Below are 16,931 nucleotides of genomic sequence, written 5' to 3' on the forward strand. Positions count from 1 at the left end.
CGAGCCACTTTCGCTTTTTATGGGAATCCAGCTACAGTGGCTAGAATGTTCGGCGGCTTCGCTTCCTCCCAAGAGGCAAACAGCGCCTCAAGGTCAGAAGCTCCATCCACCTCACATTCTGAGCGAGCCACTTTCGCTTTTTATGGGAATCCAGCTACAGTGGCTAGAATGTTCGGCGGCTTCGCTTCCTCCCAAGAGGCAAACAGCGCCTCAAGGTCAGAAGCTCCATCCACCTCACATTCTGAGCGAGCCACTTTCGCTTTTTATTAACATTTGTTACAATAGTAAAAATAGAGGAGGGACGTTATATGCCAAAAGGTTCAGGTAAGGTTATTGCACAAAATAAAAAAGCATTTCATGATTATTTCATCGAAGAAACATACGAAGCAGGGCTTGTCCTTCAAGGAACGGAAATTAAGTCGATTCGCGCTGGACGCGTGAACTTGAAAGATGCGTTTGCACGTGTACATAATGGTGAAGTATGGGTTCATAATATGCATATTAGTACGTACGAGCAAGGAAATCGTTTCAACCATGATCCGCTTCGTACGAGAAAGTTACTTCTGCATAAAAAAGAAATTGATAAATTAGCGGGAGCTGCAAAAGAAACAGGATATGCATTAGTTCCACTTAAAATCTATTTGAAAAATGGATTCGCGAAAATGGCACTTGGTTTAGCAAAAGGTAAGAAACAATATGATAAGCGTCACGATTTAAAAGAGAAAGAAGCAAAACGTGAAATTGCACGCGCGTTCCGTGATCGTCAAAAGATGTAATACAGATATTTACATTTGTAAAACGGCGCGCGTATGTTATAATAACTTATGTAAGGTTGTTGCACATTGAAAAACAGCTCTTAGTAGCTATCACGAAATTTTCTTCGTATGCTCCATTTTTATCATGGGGACGTTACGGATTCGACAGGGATAGTTCGAGCTTAGGTTGCGAGTCGAGGGGATCGGCCTCGTTAAAACGTCAAAGCCTATAATTGGCAAACAAAACAATCTTTCTTTAGCTGCTTAATTGCACTAAAGGTTCCTCCCTCCATCGTCCATGTGGTAGGGTAAGGGACTCAAACTAAGTGGACTACGCCGGAGTTCGCCGTCTGAGGACAAAGGAAGAGAACAACCAGACTAGCAACTTGGAAGCCTGTCGATAGGCCGAAGAGTTCGCGAAATGCTAATATATCGACTACACTCGTAGAAGCTTAAGTGCCGATATTTTTGGACGTGGGTTCGACTCCCACCGTCTCCACCAATACATATTTGGTGGTTTTTTATTTTGTATGATATGAACCATAATTTTGCCAGTTTGGTGAGGTTATGGTTCTTTTTGTTTTGTGCTTTTATAAAATACTTAAGTTGATAGGGATGAGGCAGTACCCCTGAAACAGAAAATAAAGAAATGGTTATGGATGATAAGCAGGTAGATACTATAGCTGCTCGTAAACGCCTGATTGGTGAGTTTCTATTAATAAAATCACTTTATTTAAATGTTAATATATTTTGTCTTTTTATCCATACCTATTGTAAGATTATATAGAGTTCTCCTAATAAGCTGTTATAATGACTTTTTTTAGGAGTTTAATACCTATAAATTTTAAATTATTTTTGGGGAATAATTTTTTATTTAACCAAGTTATATTGAAGTAGAGGTGAACCATCGGTGAGGCAGGTGTTAGTAATTAAGAATGAACGGTCTTTAGCGAAGAAAATCGTAAGTGGTTTAAAGCAAGAAGGCCATTTCATTTTAAAACTTCACAATGAAAACGAAGGTTTAAATATAGTATATGAACAAGATTGGGATATTATCATATTAGATTGGGATTCATTAAGCATGTCCGGACCAGAAATTTGCAGGCAAATACGACTTGTTAAAATGACACCGATCATTATTGTGACCGACAATATTTCTAGCAAGGATTGCGTAGCAGGGTTACAAGCAGGAGCGGATGATTATATAAGAAAACCATTTGCGAAAGAAGAATTAGTAGCAAGAGTTCAAGCTATTTTAAGGCGAAGTGATTATACTCAGCAAAATGAGCCGAATTTTGTTCAGTTTAAAGATCTCCTTGTTGATGTATCTAGCAATATTGTGAAAAAAGGCGGTAAAAATCTCTCGCTTACGAAACGCGAGTACGACTTACTTGTATTTTTAATCAAGAATAAAAACACAATATTGAGCCGTGAAATGCTTTTGAATCAGGTTTGGGGATATAACGTAGTAGTAAATCCAAATGTAGTAGACTTATATATTGGATATGTAAGAAAAAAGTTAAAGTGCGAGAAGAAAGACAGATATATTCAAACGATACATGGCAGAGGCTATTCAATGATTGAATGATAAAATAGTTTATGTGAAATATGAAAAATTAGCTATTAATGGTCATTTTTTTTACAGTAGAAATCACAGTTTATAAGGTGCTAATCTACTGGTTAGTACGTGTGGGGGATGAATCTGTTGCGCATTAGTTGAGATTATATCTAAGTTATGTTTAATTTTATTAACTCACACCATTCACAAGATTTTCACAGAATTAATGACTATACTTATTTACAGGATATTCAAATGAAAATGATTATCAATATTGATTTAGGTGAATAGTAGTTACTATCTAATTCAATCTTTGGAAGTCATCATTTTCGAAATAAATTACATTATAAGGAGTATACGTATGAAAAAAACTATGCTTTTAAAATTAGTAAGTATTCTAGCAGTTTTCACTTTAATGTTAGTAGCCTGCTCAGATTCAGGTAAAGAAACTTCGAAGGCTACTAAAGATAATAGTAGTGATAAGCCAAAAACGGTTGAAATCACTGATGCGCATGGAAAAGTTACAGTTCCTGTAAATCCAAAGAATGTAGTTGCTTTAGATAATAGAACGTTTGAAACTTTAGCTGATTGGGGAATTAAATTAGCGGCTGCTCCAAAGGATGTCATGCCTGCTGATTCAGCATATAAAAAGGATGAAAAAGTTCAAAATATCGGGAATCACCGCGAACCAAATCTTGAAATTATCGCAGCTGCAAACCCTGACCTTGTAATCGTTGGTCAAAGATTTGCTAGCCATTACGAAGAAATCAAAAAATTAGTACCAAATGCAGCAGTTATTGATCTTAATGTTGATGTTTCTGAGAAGGCTACTAAGCCTGGAGAAAACTTAGTAAAAGGACTTAAAGATTCTACAGTTACTTTAGGAAAAATCTTTGATAAAGATAAAGAAGCTAAAAAATTAGTAGCTGATTTTGATAAATCTATTGAAAATGCAAAGTCTGCTTATAACGGAAAAGATAAAGTTATGAGTGTTATCGTTACTGGCGGTAATATTGGTTTTGCTGCTCCACATTCTGGTCGTGTTTGGGGACCAATGTATGAAATTTTCGGTTGGACTCCAGCGTTAGAAGTTTCTAATTCTACTGCAGGTCATAAAGGTGACGACGTTTCTGTTGAAGCTATTGCACAAACAAATCCTGATTGGCTGTTCGTATTAGATCGTGATGCTGCAACATCTGATGCAGCTAAGTCAGCTCCTGCTCAGGATGTTATTTCTAAATCACCAGCTCTTCAAAACACAACTGCTGTTTCTAAAAAACAAGTTATTTATGCACCAGCAGATACTTACACAAATGAATCAATTCAGACTTATATAGAGTTATTTGGAAATATCGCAAAAACTTTAGCTAAGTAGTGTAAAGGAGTACGAAGCAGTGTCAAAAAATATAATTTCTAGGGTTGAGAATATTTCTCAACCCCAGTTTTATAATCACAATAAATTATGGACAAAATCTTTTATAATAGGGATTATAGTTGTTCTAATTTTAGGGATTATATCACTGTTTACTGGCGTTTATGATATACGTGGACAAGAGGACGGAATGGAAATGTTTTTCATCACTCGTGTTCCGAGAACAGTTGCATTAATGCTTACTGGAGCTGCAATGGCGATGGCAGGACTCGTCATGCAACTTATTACACAAAATCGATTTGTTGAACCTACTACAACGGGAACTATTGAATGGTCAGGCTTAGGCCTGCTTTTTGTGTATTTACTATTCCCTGCCCCGACTTTAGTTCAAAGAATGACTGGTGCAATCATTTTTTCTTTTATAGGAACTATGATTTTCTTTCTATTTTTAAGAAGAGTTAAGCTTCGTTCGTCTTTAATTGTCCCGATTATTGGATTAATGCTTGGAGCAGTTATTTCTGCAGTGTCTACTTTTTTGGGACTCCTTTTTCAAATGACGCAAAGTATTGAAACTTGGTTTGTAGGTTCATTTGCTAACATTCAGGTCGGAAGATACGAATATTTATGGCTGATTGTTATCGTTACTTTGCTTATTTTTATGTATGCGAATAGATTGACTTTAGCTGGACTAGGAGAAGATGTCGCAACAAGCCTTGGCGTTAATTACAACCGAATTGTTCTTTTTGGAACGGCCCTTATTTCTTTTGCCGTTGGAATTGTTGCAGCTGTTATTGGAAACTTACCTTTCTTAGGGCTAATTGTTCCAAATATTGTTTCCATGTTTAGAGGTGATGATCTTAGAAGTAATTTACCTTGGGTGTGTCTGATCGGAATGGGGACAATAACTGCCTGTGATATCATTTCTCGAACAATTATAAAGCCTTTTGAATTACCTGTTTCTTTAATACTGGCATCAGTGGGAGCAGTCGTGTTTATTACTATTTTATTGAGAAAAAGAAAACCAAGGAGGCCACGATGATCACATTAGATTATAGAAATAAAGAAAATGTCGAAGTCGATTCTAGCCTTCATAATGAAAGTAGATCAGCTAGCGCTTTTCGTTCTAAGAAGGAAGCAAGACGTTATTGGATTGTACTGATAACATTGATTGCTTTAGGCCTCCTTTCTTCATATGGACTGTTAGTGTATAACAATCCAGTTCCGATAGATTCACCTTCTTTTATCCCAGTTGTTAAGAGAAGGATTGTAGCTATTGTTGCAATGATTATTGCAGCTGTTTGCCATAGCTTGTCGACAGTTGCTTTCCAATCCATTACGAATAATAAGATTATTACTCCTTCGCTTTTAGGTTTCGAATCACTTTATTCAGCAATTCACACGAGTACAATATTTTTCTTTGGTGCTAGTGCATTGATCAATTTTACTGGGATTGGTCCATTTTTATTTCAAATTGTTGTTATGGTCCTCATGAGTTTGATACTTTATGGATGGCTACTTTCCGGTAAATACGGAAATTTACAACTTATGCTTTTAGTCGGGATTATTATTGGTGCTGGACTAAATTCTATGTCAACTTTCATGAGAAAGTTACTTGCGCCTTCAGAGTTTGATCTTTTACAAGCAAAATTATTTGGCTCTGTTAATCATGCAGATCCTGCATATTTTCCTATTGTCATTCCGATGATCATAATTGTAGCAGTATTAATTTTTGCTCATTCTAAGAATTTGAATGTTTTGTCGCTAGGAAAGGATGTTGCTACTTCCTTTGGAGTTAAATATCAACCTAGTGTAATTTATACGCTTGTATTAGTAGCTATTTTAATGTCTATTTCAACAGCTCTAATTGGGCCACTTACTTTCTATGGGTTTTTAGTAGCAACTTTGAGTTATCAGGCGGCGGCAACTTATGATCATAGATATATTTTCCCAATGGCTTTTGCAATCGGATTTTTAATAATGACGAGCGCATACTTTTTAATGTATCATGTATTCAATGCTCAAGGTGTAGTTTCAGTTATTATTGAATTATTTGGTGGAATTATATTCTTAACTATAGTTTTAAGGAAGAGGGCTTTATGATAAAAATCGATAATGTTAAAAAGTTCTATACTGATAAGGTAAAAATAGGACCTTTGGATATTGAAATACCAAAAGCGGGCTTTACTTCTTTAATTGGACCAAATGGTGCTGGAAAGTCTACGACACTTTTGATGATAGGAAGACTTTTAGATATGGATGAAGGTCAAATCCAAGTAGCAAATATGGATGTTTCTGAATCCAAATCAAAAGACTTAGCAAAAGTTTTGACTATATTGCGACAAGAAAATCATTTTGTAACGAGGCTTACTGTTAGACAATTAGTTGGATTTGGACGCTTTCCTTATTCAAAGGGAAGATTAACTAAAGAGGATGAAGTTATTATTTCTAAATATATCGACTTCCTAGATTTAACGAATTTAGAGAATAGATATTTAGATGAGCTTTCTGGTGGTCAAAGACAAAGGGCATATGTAGCGATGGTATTGTGCCAAGAGACGGAATATGTACTTTTGGACGAACCTTTGAACAACCTTGATGTTGCTCGTTCTGTTCAAATGATGGAGCATTTGAGACGTGCAGCTAATGAATTTGGAAGAACAATTTTGACTGTTATGCATGACATAAATTTTGCAGCAAAATACTCTGACAAAATTTGTGCTATGAAAGATGGACAAATTGCTGCTTTTGGAACAGTAGAAGAGGTTATGGACCCAACACTTTTGACAGATATTTTTGAAACAAAAATAGAGATTATTGATGGTCCTTATGGGCCGATCGCTGTTTATTAGTTATAAAATGTATACTGTAGCTGCTGTCTATATTTTGTAGGCAGCAGCTTTTTTGCGATTGCATTTATAAAAAAGTTATTTTACATAAGGTGAATGTGATTCTCTCGTTTTTAAAATGTCGTAATCAAAAGGGAGGAGTAACATTATGCTTACAGTGCGATTTTAGATGTGGTGATATACTGTTTATGAGTGTTTGTTGTGTCGTTTTTTGTCGGTAAGTCGATATATTATGAAAATCGCTGATATAAATTGAGTTGCGCTGATATATTTCGAAAATCGCCGATATAATTGGAGTTGCGCTGATATATTTGAAAAATCGCTGATATATTTTGGAGGGGATAAAGATGATTGTGAAAGAACGGAAAATGCCCGTACATTTGCTCCAATTAGAAGCTTTACTTAGAAGATTGCCTGCTCATCATCCAAAAAGGAACGTGGTGGCTGAAAATTTAGCGAAATTTATGGCTGGCTATAAAGGAGAGCAGGCAATTGAATATCCGCTTAGTTTTCTATCTGAAACAAAATATAGCATTTTACATGACATTAGATTGTTTGATCAGAAACATTATTTCCAAATTGATGCCCTCATAATTTCTTCATGTTTTCTTCTTTTTCTTGAAATAAAAAATATCATTGGTACGTTAATTTTTGATGCAAAGTTTAATCAACTCATTCGAATCGTAGATGGTGCTTCAGAAGAGGGTTTTCCAGATCCGCTTTTACAAGTGAAACGGCAAGAGATGCAGCTGAGAAAATGGCTGAGTTTGCATGGTTTATATAATATTCCGATTGAATCTCTCATTGTAATTAGTTCTCCTCGTACAATTATTAAAACTTCAGATGAAATGCTTCCTAATAAAATTATCCACGGTGCAAATTTACCTAATAGAATCAAACAAATGGAAAATCAATATAAAGAAGATATAATTGGTAATGTAGATGGACTTATAAATCAGATTATGAATGAGCACATTCCGCAACGACAAAATATTTTTGTACAATATAAATTAAAAAAAGAGGAATTACTAAAGGGCGTGCAGTGTGAGGAATGTTTTACAATGGCAATGTTAAAAGAAAAACAGGGCTGGCGTTGCTCAAACTGTAATAGTACGTCTAAAAATGCTCATTTACGTGCTTTACAAGACTACACACTTCTGTTTGGAACAATAACTACCAATAGCAAATTGAGGGACTTTCTTAATATGCAATCTAGTTCTGCGGTTAAAAGACTCCTCAAAACAATGAACATCCCACACACCGGCACCAACAAAGGGCGAAAATATGATTTAACCCACCTCCAATTATAATTTTGCTATAATAAATAAGTATTTACGTGAAGGAGAGTGTGAAATGAAGTTTAATATCGATCATTACATAGCTAGCGTTTTACAGTGGATATTGAATATAGCGTTAATTATATTATCCATTGTCTTATCTATCTTTTTAATTAACGAGACTATCACATTTATTCAATACATATTTTCAACAAAGGAATATACGTCGTATAAATTGGTTGAAAGTATCATCGTCTATTTCTTATACTTCGAGTTCATCGCATTGATTATTAAGTATTTTAAGTCGAACTACCATTTTCCGTTACGTTATTTTATTTATATTGGAATCACGGCGTTAATTCGATTAATTATTGTGTCTCATGAGGAACCGATGGAGACGTTATTATACGCAGGAGCAATTCTTATTTTAGTTATCGCTTTATACATATCTAATATGAGGGATTTGAGAAAAGAGTAGTAGTGCAGACAAAGGTTTGCACTACTTTTTTATCCCGCTTTAATGGGCAGTAAGACCCCCACCTCAAAATGCAGCGAAAGCAAAGAAGTTAGGTGGGGATCGGGCTGATTAAATCTTGACCTTCAAGTTACTTGAAAGTTTACAATGTAAATAGGGCGTTTGAAATTGAAAAAAATTGAGAAATTAAGTGAAGAGGTTTCTTTTACTTGGAGGTTATAGAAATGAGTCAGGAATTGAAATTGCGTCCATTAGAGCGAGAAGATTTAAAGTTTGTACACGAACTGAATAATAATGCACATATTATGTCGTATTGGTTTGAAGAGCCGTATGAGGCATTTGTAGAGCTGCAAGACTTATACGATAAACATATACATGATCAAAGCGAACGCCGATTTATCGTTGAAAAGGACAATGAAATGGTTGGATTAGTTGAGTTAGTGGAAATCGATTATATTCACCGTAGAACGGAATTCCAAATTATTATTGATCCGAACTATCAAGGATATGGTTATGCAGCGGAAGCGACGCGTTTAGCGATGGATTACGCTTTTTCTGTATTAAATATGCATAAACTCTATTTAGTTGTTGATAAAGAGAATGAAAAAGCTGTACATGTTTATAAAAAGGTTGGATTTATGGTGGAAGGTGAACTGTTAGATGAGTTTTTCGTGGATGGTAACTATCATAATGCAATAAGGATGTGTATGTTCCAAAAGGCATACTTTGGAACGAAATAACCGATTGAAAAAGCTATAGATACTATTGTGTCTATAGCTTTTTTGTAATGTAAACAGAAGGTGTTTATCGAAAAACGATAAATAATTATTGACTTGTGATACTGTCAGGCTTATTATGATGGTAATAAGATCAATGAAAATTAAAGGAGAGTACAAGATGAAAAACAAATATGTAGTAGCTATTTCTTTCATGATTTTAGCGATTATTACTTTAGCTATACATGCTTCAAACAGTAAAGTAGGAGCGAATGGATTCCTTGAAGAACCTTTCTTTTTCCTAGTACCAATAAGTTATGTATTGTTCTTTAGTGGTATTGGTGTATTATTATTTGGATTTATTACTTCAAAGCTGAAAAAGGGCAATAGATAGGGACAAAACACTCACTATGAGATAGAAACATACCATATGGAAGAAAAAGAATAAGTGAGATGAATCATGATGAACCATCATTTTTATAATGGAAGACAAGTAGGAGCAGCTATTACTTTGGCTGGGGCACAGGGAACCATTCATGCTGTGAATCAAGTGATTCAAATGCAGCAACAAGCATATTTGGCACAAATAATGCAAGGACAGTATATGCCATACTCACAACTTCCAATGCAAAGTGTGCATTATGATGTGCATCCAGCGGGGTTACTTTCCATTCCATATGGCGGGACTTACTTCTTATAAAAAGAAAGCGACTGATAAGAGTCGCTTTTTTTATATTCCGCCTAGCTTCATTCCAAGGAATGCAAAGAGGATACCAATGATATAAGTAGCACTTAAATATAGAAATAGTATGCTAAGGTTTTTACGATTGAAGAGCTGAATGGACTCTAGCTTAAATGTTGAAAACGTCGTGAAGGCCCCCATAAATCCAGTGCCTAACAATAATTGCCAACCTGTAGTGACTCCGTTGCCAATTATATATCCGAGTAAAAACGCTCCTGTTATATTAATGAGAAATGTAGCGATTGGAAAGGAAGTTTTAGTTCTTTTTTTAAACCAATTGCTAATTGCAAATCGTGTAATCGCACCGAAAAATCCTCCTGTTGCTACTAATAAAGCTTCCATCATAAATGATCACCTTCCGTAAGATGTTTCTTAATTAAGAAATCGCCTAATGTATAGCCAAGACCAGACATAATGAGACCACCAAGTATGCTGCATGATACATATAAGAAGGCTATGCTCCATTCAGAATGATTGATCAATTGAATAGTCTCTACACTAAATGTTGAAAACGTCGTAAAGGAACCGATGAATCCAGTCCCGATGCCTGTGATAATTTCTGAAGGCAAGATGTTAAGCTTAGCGATATACGTAGTCAGCCATGCTAATAAGAAGCATCCGGCTAAGTTAATGAGTAATGTAGCTAATGGAAATGTATGATACCAAAATTCATGAATAGTAAGACCTAAATAATAACGAGAAAGGGCTCCTAATATACCGGCAATGCCAACGATAATATAAATCAATTTTCTCACCTCTTTAAATAGCTTGCTCAAAAAAATAGACTCCTACCAGTAGTGATACTGGTAGGAGTCATTAGCTAAGCAGCGTTTATGGCGAACTCCATCGCCTATAATTATTACATATAGTGTACTAAACATTGCGCTTGATTTCCAGTGAAGGAGTTAGGGGATTTTGTATTTTTGATAATGTAAGAGCAAGAGTTATTGTTTATAAACTAAATATAGTGATATAAGGTTTTTGATATGATAAAATATTTGTTATGTCTGTCATTCAGTTTTAGTTAACTGAAAATAAAGATAATTAAGTTATGTGTTTTAGAAAAGGGGCGTTTATTTGAAGAAGTTATTAAAAATAGTACTTATATGTATTTTAGTAGGGGTAGGAGTTGTAGGTGGTTTTTTAGGGTATATGACACTTACTAAAGAACAGCCTGCTGATGTTGTAAGTTTGAAGGTGGAAAATAATAAAGAGCGCGTATTAGCGACAGGAAATGAATTTAAAGTTACAACATTTAATATTGGATATGCCGGATTAGATAAGGACCAAGACTTCTTTATGGATGGAGGAAAGGGGTCTGGTTCAAGTAGTAAAGAGCAAACGGAAGTTAACCTAAAGAATATGCTTTCGTTTTTACAAAATGAGAATAGTGATTTTGCGTTATTACAAGAAGTCGATATAAAATCAATGCGATCTTTTGATGTAAATGGGCATGAATTTTTGAAAAATGGATTACCTGATTATGCTTCATCGTTCGGAAAGAACTATGATACAAAATGGGTCCCTGTCCCAATTACAAGTCCAATGGGATATGCGGAGGCTGGATTAAGTACATTTTCTAAATATAAAGTTCAAACAGCGGAGAGGTTCCAACTTCCTGGAATGGAGCCTTGGCCGAAGCGTTTGTTTGATTTAGATCGAGCGATTGTTGAGCATAAAATTCCTGTTAGTAATGGGAAGTTTGTTAGACTCGTAAATTTACATTTGTCTGCGTATGATGAAGGCGGGAAAATTAGAAAACAGCAAGTAGAGTTTTTAAAAGAATATATGAACAAGCATTATAAAAATGGTGATTACGTAATAATGGGCGGAGATTGGAATCAATTACTTTCTAACGTTCAATTAAGTGATCCGAAGTTTGTGAAAGAGCGTCCTGAATGGTTGGTAGAGTTACCGAAGGACTTTACTGATGGTGGCTTTAAGTGGGCTGTAGACTCATCTGTTATGACGGTGAGAGACGATGTGAAGAAGTATGTAGAAGGTGAAAACTTCGTCACGATTATTGATGGCTTTATCGTTTCACCGAATGTTGAGATTGTAAATGTGCAAGGAAAAGATTTAAAGTTTGAAAATAGTGATCATAACCCAGTGAGTGCGGTATTTAAGCTGAAGTAATGAAGTGCAGAAGGTGGGACTATATATGGAATGGTTAAAGAAAACTTGTTTTTCTAACCTTGAGAAAGAATCACAGAAAAATCATTTATTGCTGTTTATTACAATTTGTAGTTTCTTCCTTGGAATCATCGCGATTGGGTATTACGGATATATTTTTACAGAGAGAGCAATCGCGTTTTGGGTTTGTGGTATTTCTGTCGTTGTATTTGGAACGCTTCTTACTTTTATAGAAAGCATGGAAGCGATGTATAAATATATCATGACGTTTATGTTACTTACGATGTCTTTCATTATGGTACAAGCTTTTAATGAAAGCCCAGCTGTATTTCAAATGGTCTATTTTACACTAGCCGTTTCACTTATTTATTTAAGTGAACGTCTCGTTGTAATTCTCGGCGGAGTGGCAGTTGTAATCACATTTATTCTTTGTAGTTATTGGCCCGAGCAATTCTTTGCTTATACAGCAGCATCTGAAGCTGCAAACTTCGCAAGCTTGTTAGCGATCGTGACAATCGCTATGTGGGGCGTCACGAAAATTGGTTCTAACTTACTGGCTCGTTTAAGTGATGAGAAGCAAGAAGTAATGAGAAAAGCTCAGGAGTTAGAAGAAACGCAAAGGCTTATTGAGGAAACGGTTGTGAAACTAGATCGTAATTTCAATTATTTAAGACAAAATATGAATACATCGATGGAGTCAATGAGTGAAATCAATTTTGCTTTTGAAGAGGTAGCAGTTGGCACGCAATCACAATCAGAGATGATGCATCGTTCGGTAGAAGTATTGAACGATATGGAGGGAAATATTGAACAAATCATTTCTCAAGTAAGAAATGCATCGATTCGTGTTGATGAAAGCTTAGAAATTTCAAAAGGTAGTGTACATACTCTACGAAGTTTTGAAGCGAATATGAGAAGTTTAAATGATGTTGTTTCACAATCAGGAATTATATTTAGAGATTTAATGATGCAATCGAAACAAATTAATGAAATTGTAGATGTAATAACGAATATTTCAAGTCAGACGAGTTTGCTAGCTTTAAATGCAAATATTGAAGCTGCAAGAGCAGGTGAGCATGGAAAAGGATTTGCTATTGTAGCGAATGAAGTATTAAAGCTTGCTGAGGAATCGAATCGTTCTGCGGGAAGAATTCAAGGGATTTTGAAGGATTTTAGTAATCAAGCAAGTAAGGTAGAAGTGCAAGTAGAGAAATCAGAAAGAGTACAAGAAGAATGCAATGAAATGCTAGTAAGTGTTTTAACAAATGTAACGGATTTAGGGAAGTTTATTGATGAAATTAATGATGTAATGAGAGAAATCGTTGGTCATCAAGAAAGTTTCCAAGTTAAAACGACGAATATCGTAAAGGATGTTACACATGCTTCCAATGTAATCCAGCAAACTTCTGCAGCTACAGAAGAAGTGTTAGCAAGTGTGGAAGAAGAAAAACATCGAAATGATACATCTGTGAAGACATTACATACTGTTAGCGAGCAAGTGAAATTGTTAGAAGATATTTTAGAAAAGTAATATCACTTAAAAAGGGCGCAACGTTTGTGCCCTTTTTTCATTTAAACGAAGACTTGCTCGGATTTTAATTGCTTTTCTGCTCGTTTTCTGCCAAGCTTAAGAAGATGAAATTCAGCTAATAGCGGAATTAAAATACTTCAAAGAAAGAATTAAATAGGTGACGTATATGATCGAAGTTAAGACTTCTGAACTTAGTGATGGAGAATTTAATAGAGGTGTATTTGCAACTCGTGATATTAAAAAAGGTGAGTTGATACACGCAGCGCCGGTTATCTCTTATCCGAATGAACAGCATGAACACATTGAGAAAACATTACTTGCTGACTACGCATTTGAGTATGGGATTAATCATACGGCAATCCTTTTAGGATACGGCATGTTATTCAATCATTCATATACACCGAATGCGACGTATGATATTGTCTTTGAGAATCATACATTTAACTTCTATGCTTATAAAGATATAAAAGCAGGAGAAGAAATTTTAATCAATTATAATGGTGAAGTGGATAACGATGAACTGTTATGGTTTGATAAAGAAAAAGAAGAGAACGAAAAGTAATTTAAAATAAGTAATGAAAAAGATGTTTTTACATAGGTAAAAGCATCTTTTTTATTGATGAAAATAAAGCAAAAATTACAAAAAAATACCACTTTATTTTCGTATGGTATAGTAAGATACTGAAGGGTAGTGTTTTGAAAAAGTAATATATTTTACAAATTGTTGTCTTTCTGATGACATGTCAAGTTTAGTAGCCCATTTGGGTTGCTTTATTATGCAATATATATTTTAATATGAGTGGCACCTCTTATAAATTAAGAGGTTAATAGGTGTCTCGAATTGATTTTGGGTACACTGTATCCACCACTTTAGGTTCATTTCATGTATGTGGGGATATTATGGGCCCGTATAACGGGATAAAAAGATTATAGAAATAGAGGAATCGTAAAATGAATATGCAAGAGGTTTATGAATATTTAAGTACGGTATTGCCTGAAGGTCATGTGAAACAAGATGAAATGTTAAAGAATCATACGCATATTAAAGTTGGCGGAAAAGCAGATGTTTTTGTTGCGCCGACAAATTATGACGAAATTCAAGAAGTTATTAAATATGCGAACAAATATAATATTCCAGTTACGTTTTTAGGAAATGGATCGAATGTTATTATTAAAGATGGTGGAATTCGCGGGATTACAGTAAGTTTAATTCATATTACAGGTGTTACTGTAACAGGAACGACGATTGTAGCACAGTGCGGTGCAGCAATTATTGACGTATCACGTATTGCACTAGAACATAACTTAACGGGTCTTGAGTTTGCTTGTGGTATTCCAGGTTCAGTTGGTGGAGCATTATATATGAATGCAGGTGCATACGGCGGTGAAATTTCGTATGTATTAACAGAAGCTGTCGTAATGACAGGTGATGGAGAGCTACGTACTTTGACGAAAGAAGCATTTGAATTTGGATATCGTAAGAGTGTATTTGCGAACAACCATTACATTATTCTTGAAGCGAGATTTGAACTTGAAGAAGGTGTACATGAAGAAATTAAAGCGAAAATGGATGATTTAACGTTTAAACGTGAGTCAAAACAGCCTCTAGAATATCCTTCATGCGGTAGCGTATTTAAACGCCCACCAAATAACTTTGCTGGTAAATTGATTCAAGAATCAGGACTACAAGGTAAGCGAATTGGTGGAGTAGAAGTTTCTCTAAAACACGCTGGGTTTATGGTGAATGTTGATAACGGAACAGCACAAGATTATATCGATTTAATTCACTTCGTACAAAAAACAGTTGAAGAGAAATTTGGCGTGAAGTTAGAGCGTGAAGTAAGGATTATTGGAGAAGATAAAGAATAACATATACGTATGAAACTGCGAATTATTTTAAAATAATATTTGGGTATTGTTGACAATTTGTTTGCAATTCAATATAATGGCTAATAATTTAACAAATAACATACGTTGAAAGAGCCCAGTAGCAGTTTGTCACTGTTAACGAGAGAGCTAGGGGATGCTGGAACCTAGCACAAACAAACTTGTGAATTACACTCTGGAGTATCTTAGGTAATGCTAAGCGGATTGGCAATCGATACTATTGCTGAGAGTGGTATGAGTAGCTATGCTATTTATACAAACTGGGTGGTAACACGGTGAATCATCGTCCCTATGTCATAGACATAGGGATTTTTTGTTTTTAAAAAATAAAGGGGATGACAAAAAATGAACATTATTGATGAATTAGAATGGCGCGGCGCCATTAATCAGCAGACTGACGAAGAGGGTTTACGTAAGCTAGTAGAAGAGAAAAAGATTTCGCTATACTGCGGAGTTGATCCGACTGGTGATAGTATGCATATCGGACATTTGATTCCGTTTATGATGATGAAAAGATTTCAGTTAGCTGGCCATCATCCGGTTATTTTAATTGGCGGAGCAACAGGAACCATTGGTGATCCGAGTGGACGTCAATCAGAACGCCAACTTCAAACGTTAGAAGTAGTTCAACATAATGTGGATGCGTTAACAGCGCAAATGAAAAAGCTATTTGATTTTGGCGGAAATAGTGAAGTAAAGATGGTAAATAACTACGATTGGACACATGAAATAAATATTATTGAGTTTTTACGTGATTACGGGAAAAACTTTAGCATTAATAGTATGTTAGCAAAAGATATCGTAGCAAGTCGTTTAGATACAGGAATTTCTTTCACAGAATTTACGTACCAAATCTTACAAGCGATGGACTTCCATCATTTATACACGAAAGAAGATGTTCAACTACAAATTGGCGGTAGTGACCAATGGGGAAATATTACGAGTGGTTTAGATTTAATTCGTAAGTTAGAAGGGCACGAAGCGAAGGTATTCGGATTGACGATTCCACTATTATTGAAATCAGATGGTACGAAGTTTGGTAAATCAGCAGGTGGTGCAGTTTGGCTTGATCCTGAAAAAACAACACCGTTTGAATTTTACCAGTTCTGGGTGAATACAGATGACCGTGATGTCGTTAAATACTTGAAATACTTTACGTTCTTAACGAAAGAGCGCATCGATGAGTTGGCAGTGAAGGTAGAAACAGAGCCTCATAAACGTGAAGCGCAAAAAGTATTAGCGGAAGAAATGACGAAATTTGTTCATGGAGAAGAAGCGTTGCTACAAGCTGTGAAAATTACAGAAGCGTTATTTAGCGGAGATATTAAATCGTTAACAGCCGATGAAATTGAACAAGGCTTTAAAGAAATGCCAACATTTCAGTCTTCAAAAGAGACGAAAAATATCGTAGAATGGCTCGTTGATTTAGGAATCGAACCATCTAGACGACAAGCACGCGAAGATATTAATAATGGAGCTATTTCTATGAATGGCGAAAAAGTAACGGATGTAGGTACAGATGTTACGGTAGAAAATTCATTTGATGGACGATTTATTATTATTCGTAAAGGGAAGAAGAACTACAGCCTTGTGAAGTTAGGATAGTAAACAAGACGGAAAAATTATATCGGCGATTTTT

At 35.3% G+C, this 16,931-nt stretch carries 18 protein-coding genes, 1 other RNA gene, 1 riboswitch and 1 other annotated feature; of the genes, 17 read left to right on the plus strand and 2 right to left on the minus strand.

Going from position 1 to position 16,931, the window contains the following annotated elements:
• Positions 1 to 308: 308 nt before the first annotated feature.
• The 12 genes from smpB to MR083_RS23025 all read left to right on the plus strand — a co-directional run bounded on the left by smpB (position 309) and on the right by MR083_RS23025 (position 9,699).
• Positions 309 to 776: an SsrA-binding protein gene (smpB, locus tag MR083_RS22970; protein ID WP_001123901.1), complete on the plus strand. Its 468-nt coding sequence runs from the start codon at positions 309 to 311 to the stop codon at positions 774 to 776.
• A gap of 126 nt (positions 777 to 902) precedes the next feature.
• Positions 903 to 1,257, plus strand: a transfer-messenger RNA (tmRNA) gene (gene ssrA / locus MR083_RS22975).
• 408 nt (positions 1,258 to 1,665) lie between these two features.
• On the plus strand, positions 1,666 to 2,343 hold the full coding sequence (locus MR083_RS22980) for a response regulator transcription factor (protein ID WP_016718885.1): 678 nt from the start codon (positions 1,666 to 1,668) through the stop codon (positions 2,341 to 2,343).
• Between the two features lie 331 nt (positions 2,344 to 2,674).
• On the plus strand, positions 2,675 to 3,688 hold the full coding sequence (locus MR083_RS22985) for a siderophore ABC transporter substrate-binding protein (RefSeq protein ID WP_061183370.1): 1,014 nt from the start codon (positions 2,675 to 2,677) through the stop codon (positions 3,686 to 3,688).
• 19 nt (positions 3,689 to 3,707) lie between these two features.
• Positions 3,708 to 4,724, plus strand: a complete 1,017-nt coding sequence (locus MR083_RS22990; RefSeq protein ID WP_242269889.1) for an ABC transporter permease — start codon at positions 3,708 to 3,710, stop codon at positions 4,722 to 4,724.
• The gene (locus MR083_RS22995) at positions 4,721 to 5,785 is read left to right on the plus strand and encodes an iron chelate uptake ABC transporter family permease subunit (RefSeq protein WP_242269890.1); all 1,065 of its coding nucleotides are present in this window, start codon (positions 4,721 to 4,723) and stop codon (positions 5,783 to 5,785) included. The genes MR083_RS22990 and MR083_RS22995 overlap by 4 nt, the downstream gene beginning before the upstream one ends.
• Entirely contained in the window at positions 5,782 to 6,534 is a 753-nt protein-coding gene (locus MR083_RS23000; protein WP_000590065.1) for an iron ABC transporter ATP-binding protein, read from the plus strand. The genes MR083_RS22995 and MR083_RS23000 overlap by 4 nt, the downstream gene beginning before the upstream one ends.
• Before the next feature lie 344 nt (positions 6,535 to 6,878).
• Positions 6,879 to 7,841, plus strand: coding sequence for a nuclease-related domain-containing protein (locus MR083_RS23005; protein WP_242269891.1), 963 nt, complete (start codon positions 6,879 to 6,881; stop codon positions 7,839 to 7,841).
• 43 nt (positions 7,842 to 7,884) lie between these two features.
• Complete coding sequence (psiE, locus tag MR083_RS23010) at positions 7,885 to 8,286, plus strand: phosphate-starvation-inducible protein PsiE (RefSeq protein WP_000671177.1); 402 nt, start codon at positions 7,885 to 7,887, stop codon at positions 8,284 to 8,286.
• Positions 8,287 to 8,507: 221 nt separating this feature from the next.
• Positions 8,508 to 9,023, plus strand: a complete 516-nt coding sequence (gene speG / locus MR083_RS23015) for a spermidine N1-acetyltransferase (protein ID WP_000076827.1) — start codon at positions 8,508 to 8,510, stop codon at positions 9,021 to 9,023.
• Positions 9,024 to 9,156: 133 nt separating this feature from the next.
• Positions 9,157 to 9,393 carry a DUF3955 domain-containing protein gene (locus tag MR083_RS23020; RefSeq protein WP_113712794.1) on the plus strand — a complete coding sequence of 79 codons (237 nt, stop codon included), beginning with the start codon at positions 9,157 to 9,159 and terminating at the stop codon, positions 9,391 to 9,393.
• A 66-nt stretch (positions 9,394 to 9,459) separates the two neighbouring features.
• Positions 9,460 to 9,699: a DUF3947 family protein gene (locus MR083_RS23025; RefSeq protein ID WP_242269892.1), complete on the plus strand. Its 240-nt coding sequence runs from the start codon at positions 9,460 to 9,462 to the stop codon at positions 9,697 to 9,699.
• A gap of 30 nt (positions 9,700 to 9,729) precedes the next feature.
• Here MR083_RS23025 and crcB (MR083_RS23030) read toward each other — a convergent pair whose 3' ends face one another.
• Both crcB (MR083_RS23030) and crcB (MR083_RS23035) read right to left on the minus strand, forming a co-directional pair.
• Positions 9,730 to 10,086, minus strand: coding sequence for a fluoride efflux transporter CrcB (gene crcB, locus MR083_RS23030; RefSeq protein WP_242269893.1), 357 nt, complete (start codon positions 10,084 to 10,086; stop codon positions 9,730 to 9,732).
• A complete protein-coding gene (crcB, locus tag MR083_RS23035) occupies positions 10,083 to 10,487 on the minus strand; it encodes a fluoride efflux transporter CrcB (RefSeq protein WP_242269894.1) in 405 nt (134 codons plus the stop codon). Before crcB (MR083_RS23035) ends, crcB (MR083_RS23030) begins: the two co-directional genes overlap by 4 nt.
• A 54-nt stretch (positions 10,488 to 10,541) precedes the next feature.
• A riboswitch (Fluoride riboswitch) is annotated at positions 10,542 to 10,601 on the minus strand.
• Positions 10,602 to 10,818: 217 nt separating this feature from the next.
• Here crcB (MR083_RS23035) and MR083_RS23040 point away from each other — a divergent pair.
• The 5 genes from MR083_RS23040 (at position 10,819) to tyrS (ending at position 16,897) form a co-directional block, all read left to right on the plus strand.
• Positions 10,819 to 11,877, plus strand: coding sequence for an endonuclease/exonuclease/phosphatase family protein (locus MR083_RS23040; RefSeq protein ID WP_000734866.1), 1,059 nt, complete (start codon positions 10,819 to 10,821; stop codon positions 11,875 to 11,877).
• A gap of 25 nt (positions 11,878 to 11,902) precedes the next feature.
• The gene (locus tag MR083_RS23045) at positions 11,903 to 13,405 is read left to right on the plus strand and encodes a DUF4077 domain-containing protein (RefSeq protein ID WP_000455050.1); all 1,503 of its coding nucleotides are present in this window, start codon (positions 11,903 to 11,905) and stop codon (positions 13,403 to 13,405) included.
• Positions 13,406 to 13,571: 166 nt separating this feature from the next.
• Complete coding sequence (locus tag MR083_RS23050) at positions 13,572 to 13,967, plus strand: SET domain-containing protein (RefSeq protein ID WP_000573649.1); 396 nt, start codon at positions 13,572 to 13,574, stop codon at positions 13,965 to 13,967.
• 389 nt (positions 13,968 to 14,356) lie between these two features.
• Positions 14,357 to 15,274 (plus strand): UDP-N-acetylmuramate dehydrogenase, encoded by a 918-nt coding sequence (murB, locus tag MR083_RS23055; protein WP_139868307.1) that lies wholly within the window; start codon positions 14,357 to 14,359, stop codon positions 15,272 to 15,274.
• 96 nt (positions 15,275 to 15,370) lie between these two features.
• Positions 15,371 to 15,586, plus strand: a binding site (T-box leader).
• Positions 15,587 to 15,637: 51 nt separating this feature from the next.
• Positions 15,638 to 16,897, plus strand: a complete 1,260-nt coding sequence (gene tyrS / locus MR083_RS23060; RefSeq protein WP_001021077.1) for a tyrosine--tRNA ligase — start codon at positions 15,638 to 15,640, stop codon at positions 16,895 to 16,897.
• Positions 16,898 to 16,931: the final 34 nt, after the last annotated feature.

The organism is Bacillus cereus group sp. BfR-BA-01408 (assembly GCF_022663305.1).
In the GTDB taxonomy this organism is placed as follows: Bacteria; Bacillota; Bacilli; order Bacillales; family Bacillaceae_G; genus Bacillus_A; species Bacillus_A pacificus.

Excerpts from the sequence above, each read along its gene's own strand:
- smpB (WP_001123901.1), top strand. The coding sequence starts at position 309 with ATGCCAAAAGGTTCAGGTAAGGTTATTGCACAAAATAAAAAAGCATTT.
- MR083_RS22985 (WP_061183370.1), top strand. The coding sequence starts at position 2,675 with ATGAAAAAAACTATGCTTTTAAAATTAGTAAGTATTCTAGCAGTTTTC.
- MR083_RS22995 (WP_242269890.1), top strand. The coding sequence starts at position 4,721 with ATGATCACATTAGATTATAGAAATAAAGAAAATGTCGAAGTCGATTCT.
- MR083_RS23000 (WP_000590065.1), top strand. The coding sequence starts at position 5,782 with ATGATAAAAATCGATAATGTTAAAAAGTTCTATACTGATAAGGTAAAA.
- MR083_RS23005 (WP_242269891.1), top strand. The coding sequence starts at position 6,879 with ATGATTGTGAAAGAACGGAAAATGCCCGTACATTTGCTCCAATTAGAA.
- psiE (WP_000671177.1), top strand. The coding sequence starts at position 7,885 with ATGAAGTTTAATATCGATCATTACATAGCTAGCGTTTTACAGTGGATA.
- speG (WP_000076827.1), top strand. The coding sequence starts at position 8,508 with ATGAGTCAGGAATTGAAATTGCGTCCATTAGAGCGAGAAGATTTAAAG.
- MR083_RS23020 (WP_113712794.1), top strand. The coding sequence starts at position 9,157 with ATGAAAATTAAAGGAGAGTACAAGATGAAAAACAAATATGTAGTAGCT.
- MR083_RS23025 (WP_242269892.1), top strand. The coding sequence starts at position 9,460 with ATGATGAACCATCATTTTTATAATGGAAGACAAGTAGGAGCAGCTATT.
- crcB (WP_242269893.1), bottom strand. The coding sequence starts at position 10,086 with ATGATGGAAGCTTTATTAGTAGCAACAGGAGGATTTTTCGGTGCGATT.
- MR083_RS23045 (WP_000455050.1), top strand. The coding sequence starts at position 11,903 with ATGGAATGGTTAAAGAAAACTTGTTTTTCTAACCTTGAGAAAGAATCA.
- MR083_RS23050 (WP_000573649.1), top strand. The coding sequence starts at position 13,572 with ATGATCGAAGTTAAGACTTCTGAACTTAGTGATGGAGAATTTAATAGA.
- murB (WP_139868307.1), top strand. The coding sequence starts at position 14,357 with ATGAATATGCAAGAGGTTTATGAATATTTAAGTACGGTATTGCCTGAA.
- tyrS (WP_001021077.1), top strand. The coding sequence starts at position 15,638 with ATGAACATTATTGATGAATTAGAATGGCGCGGCGCCATTAATCAGCAG.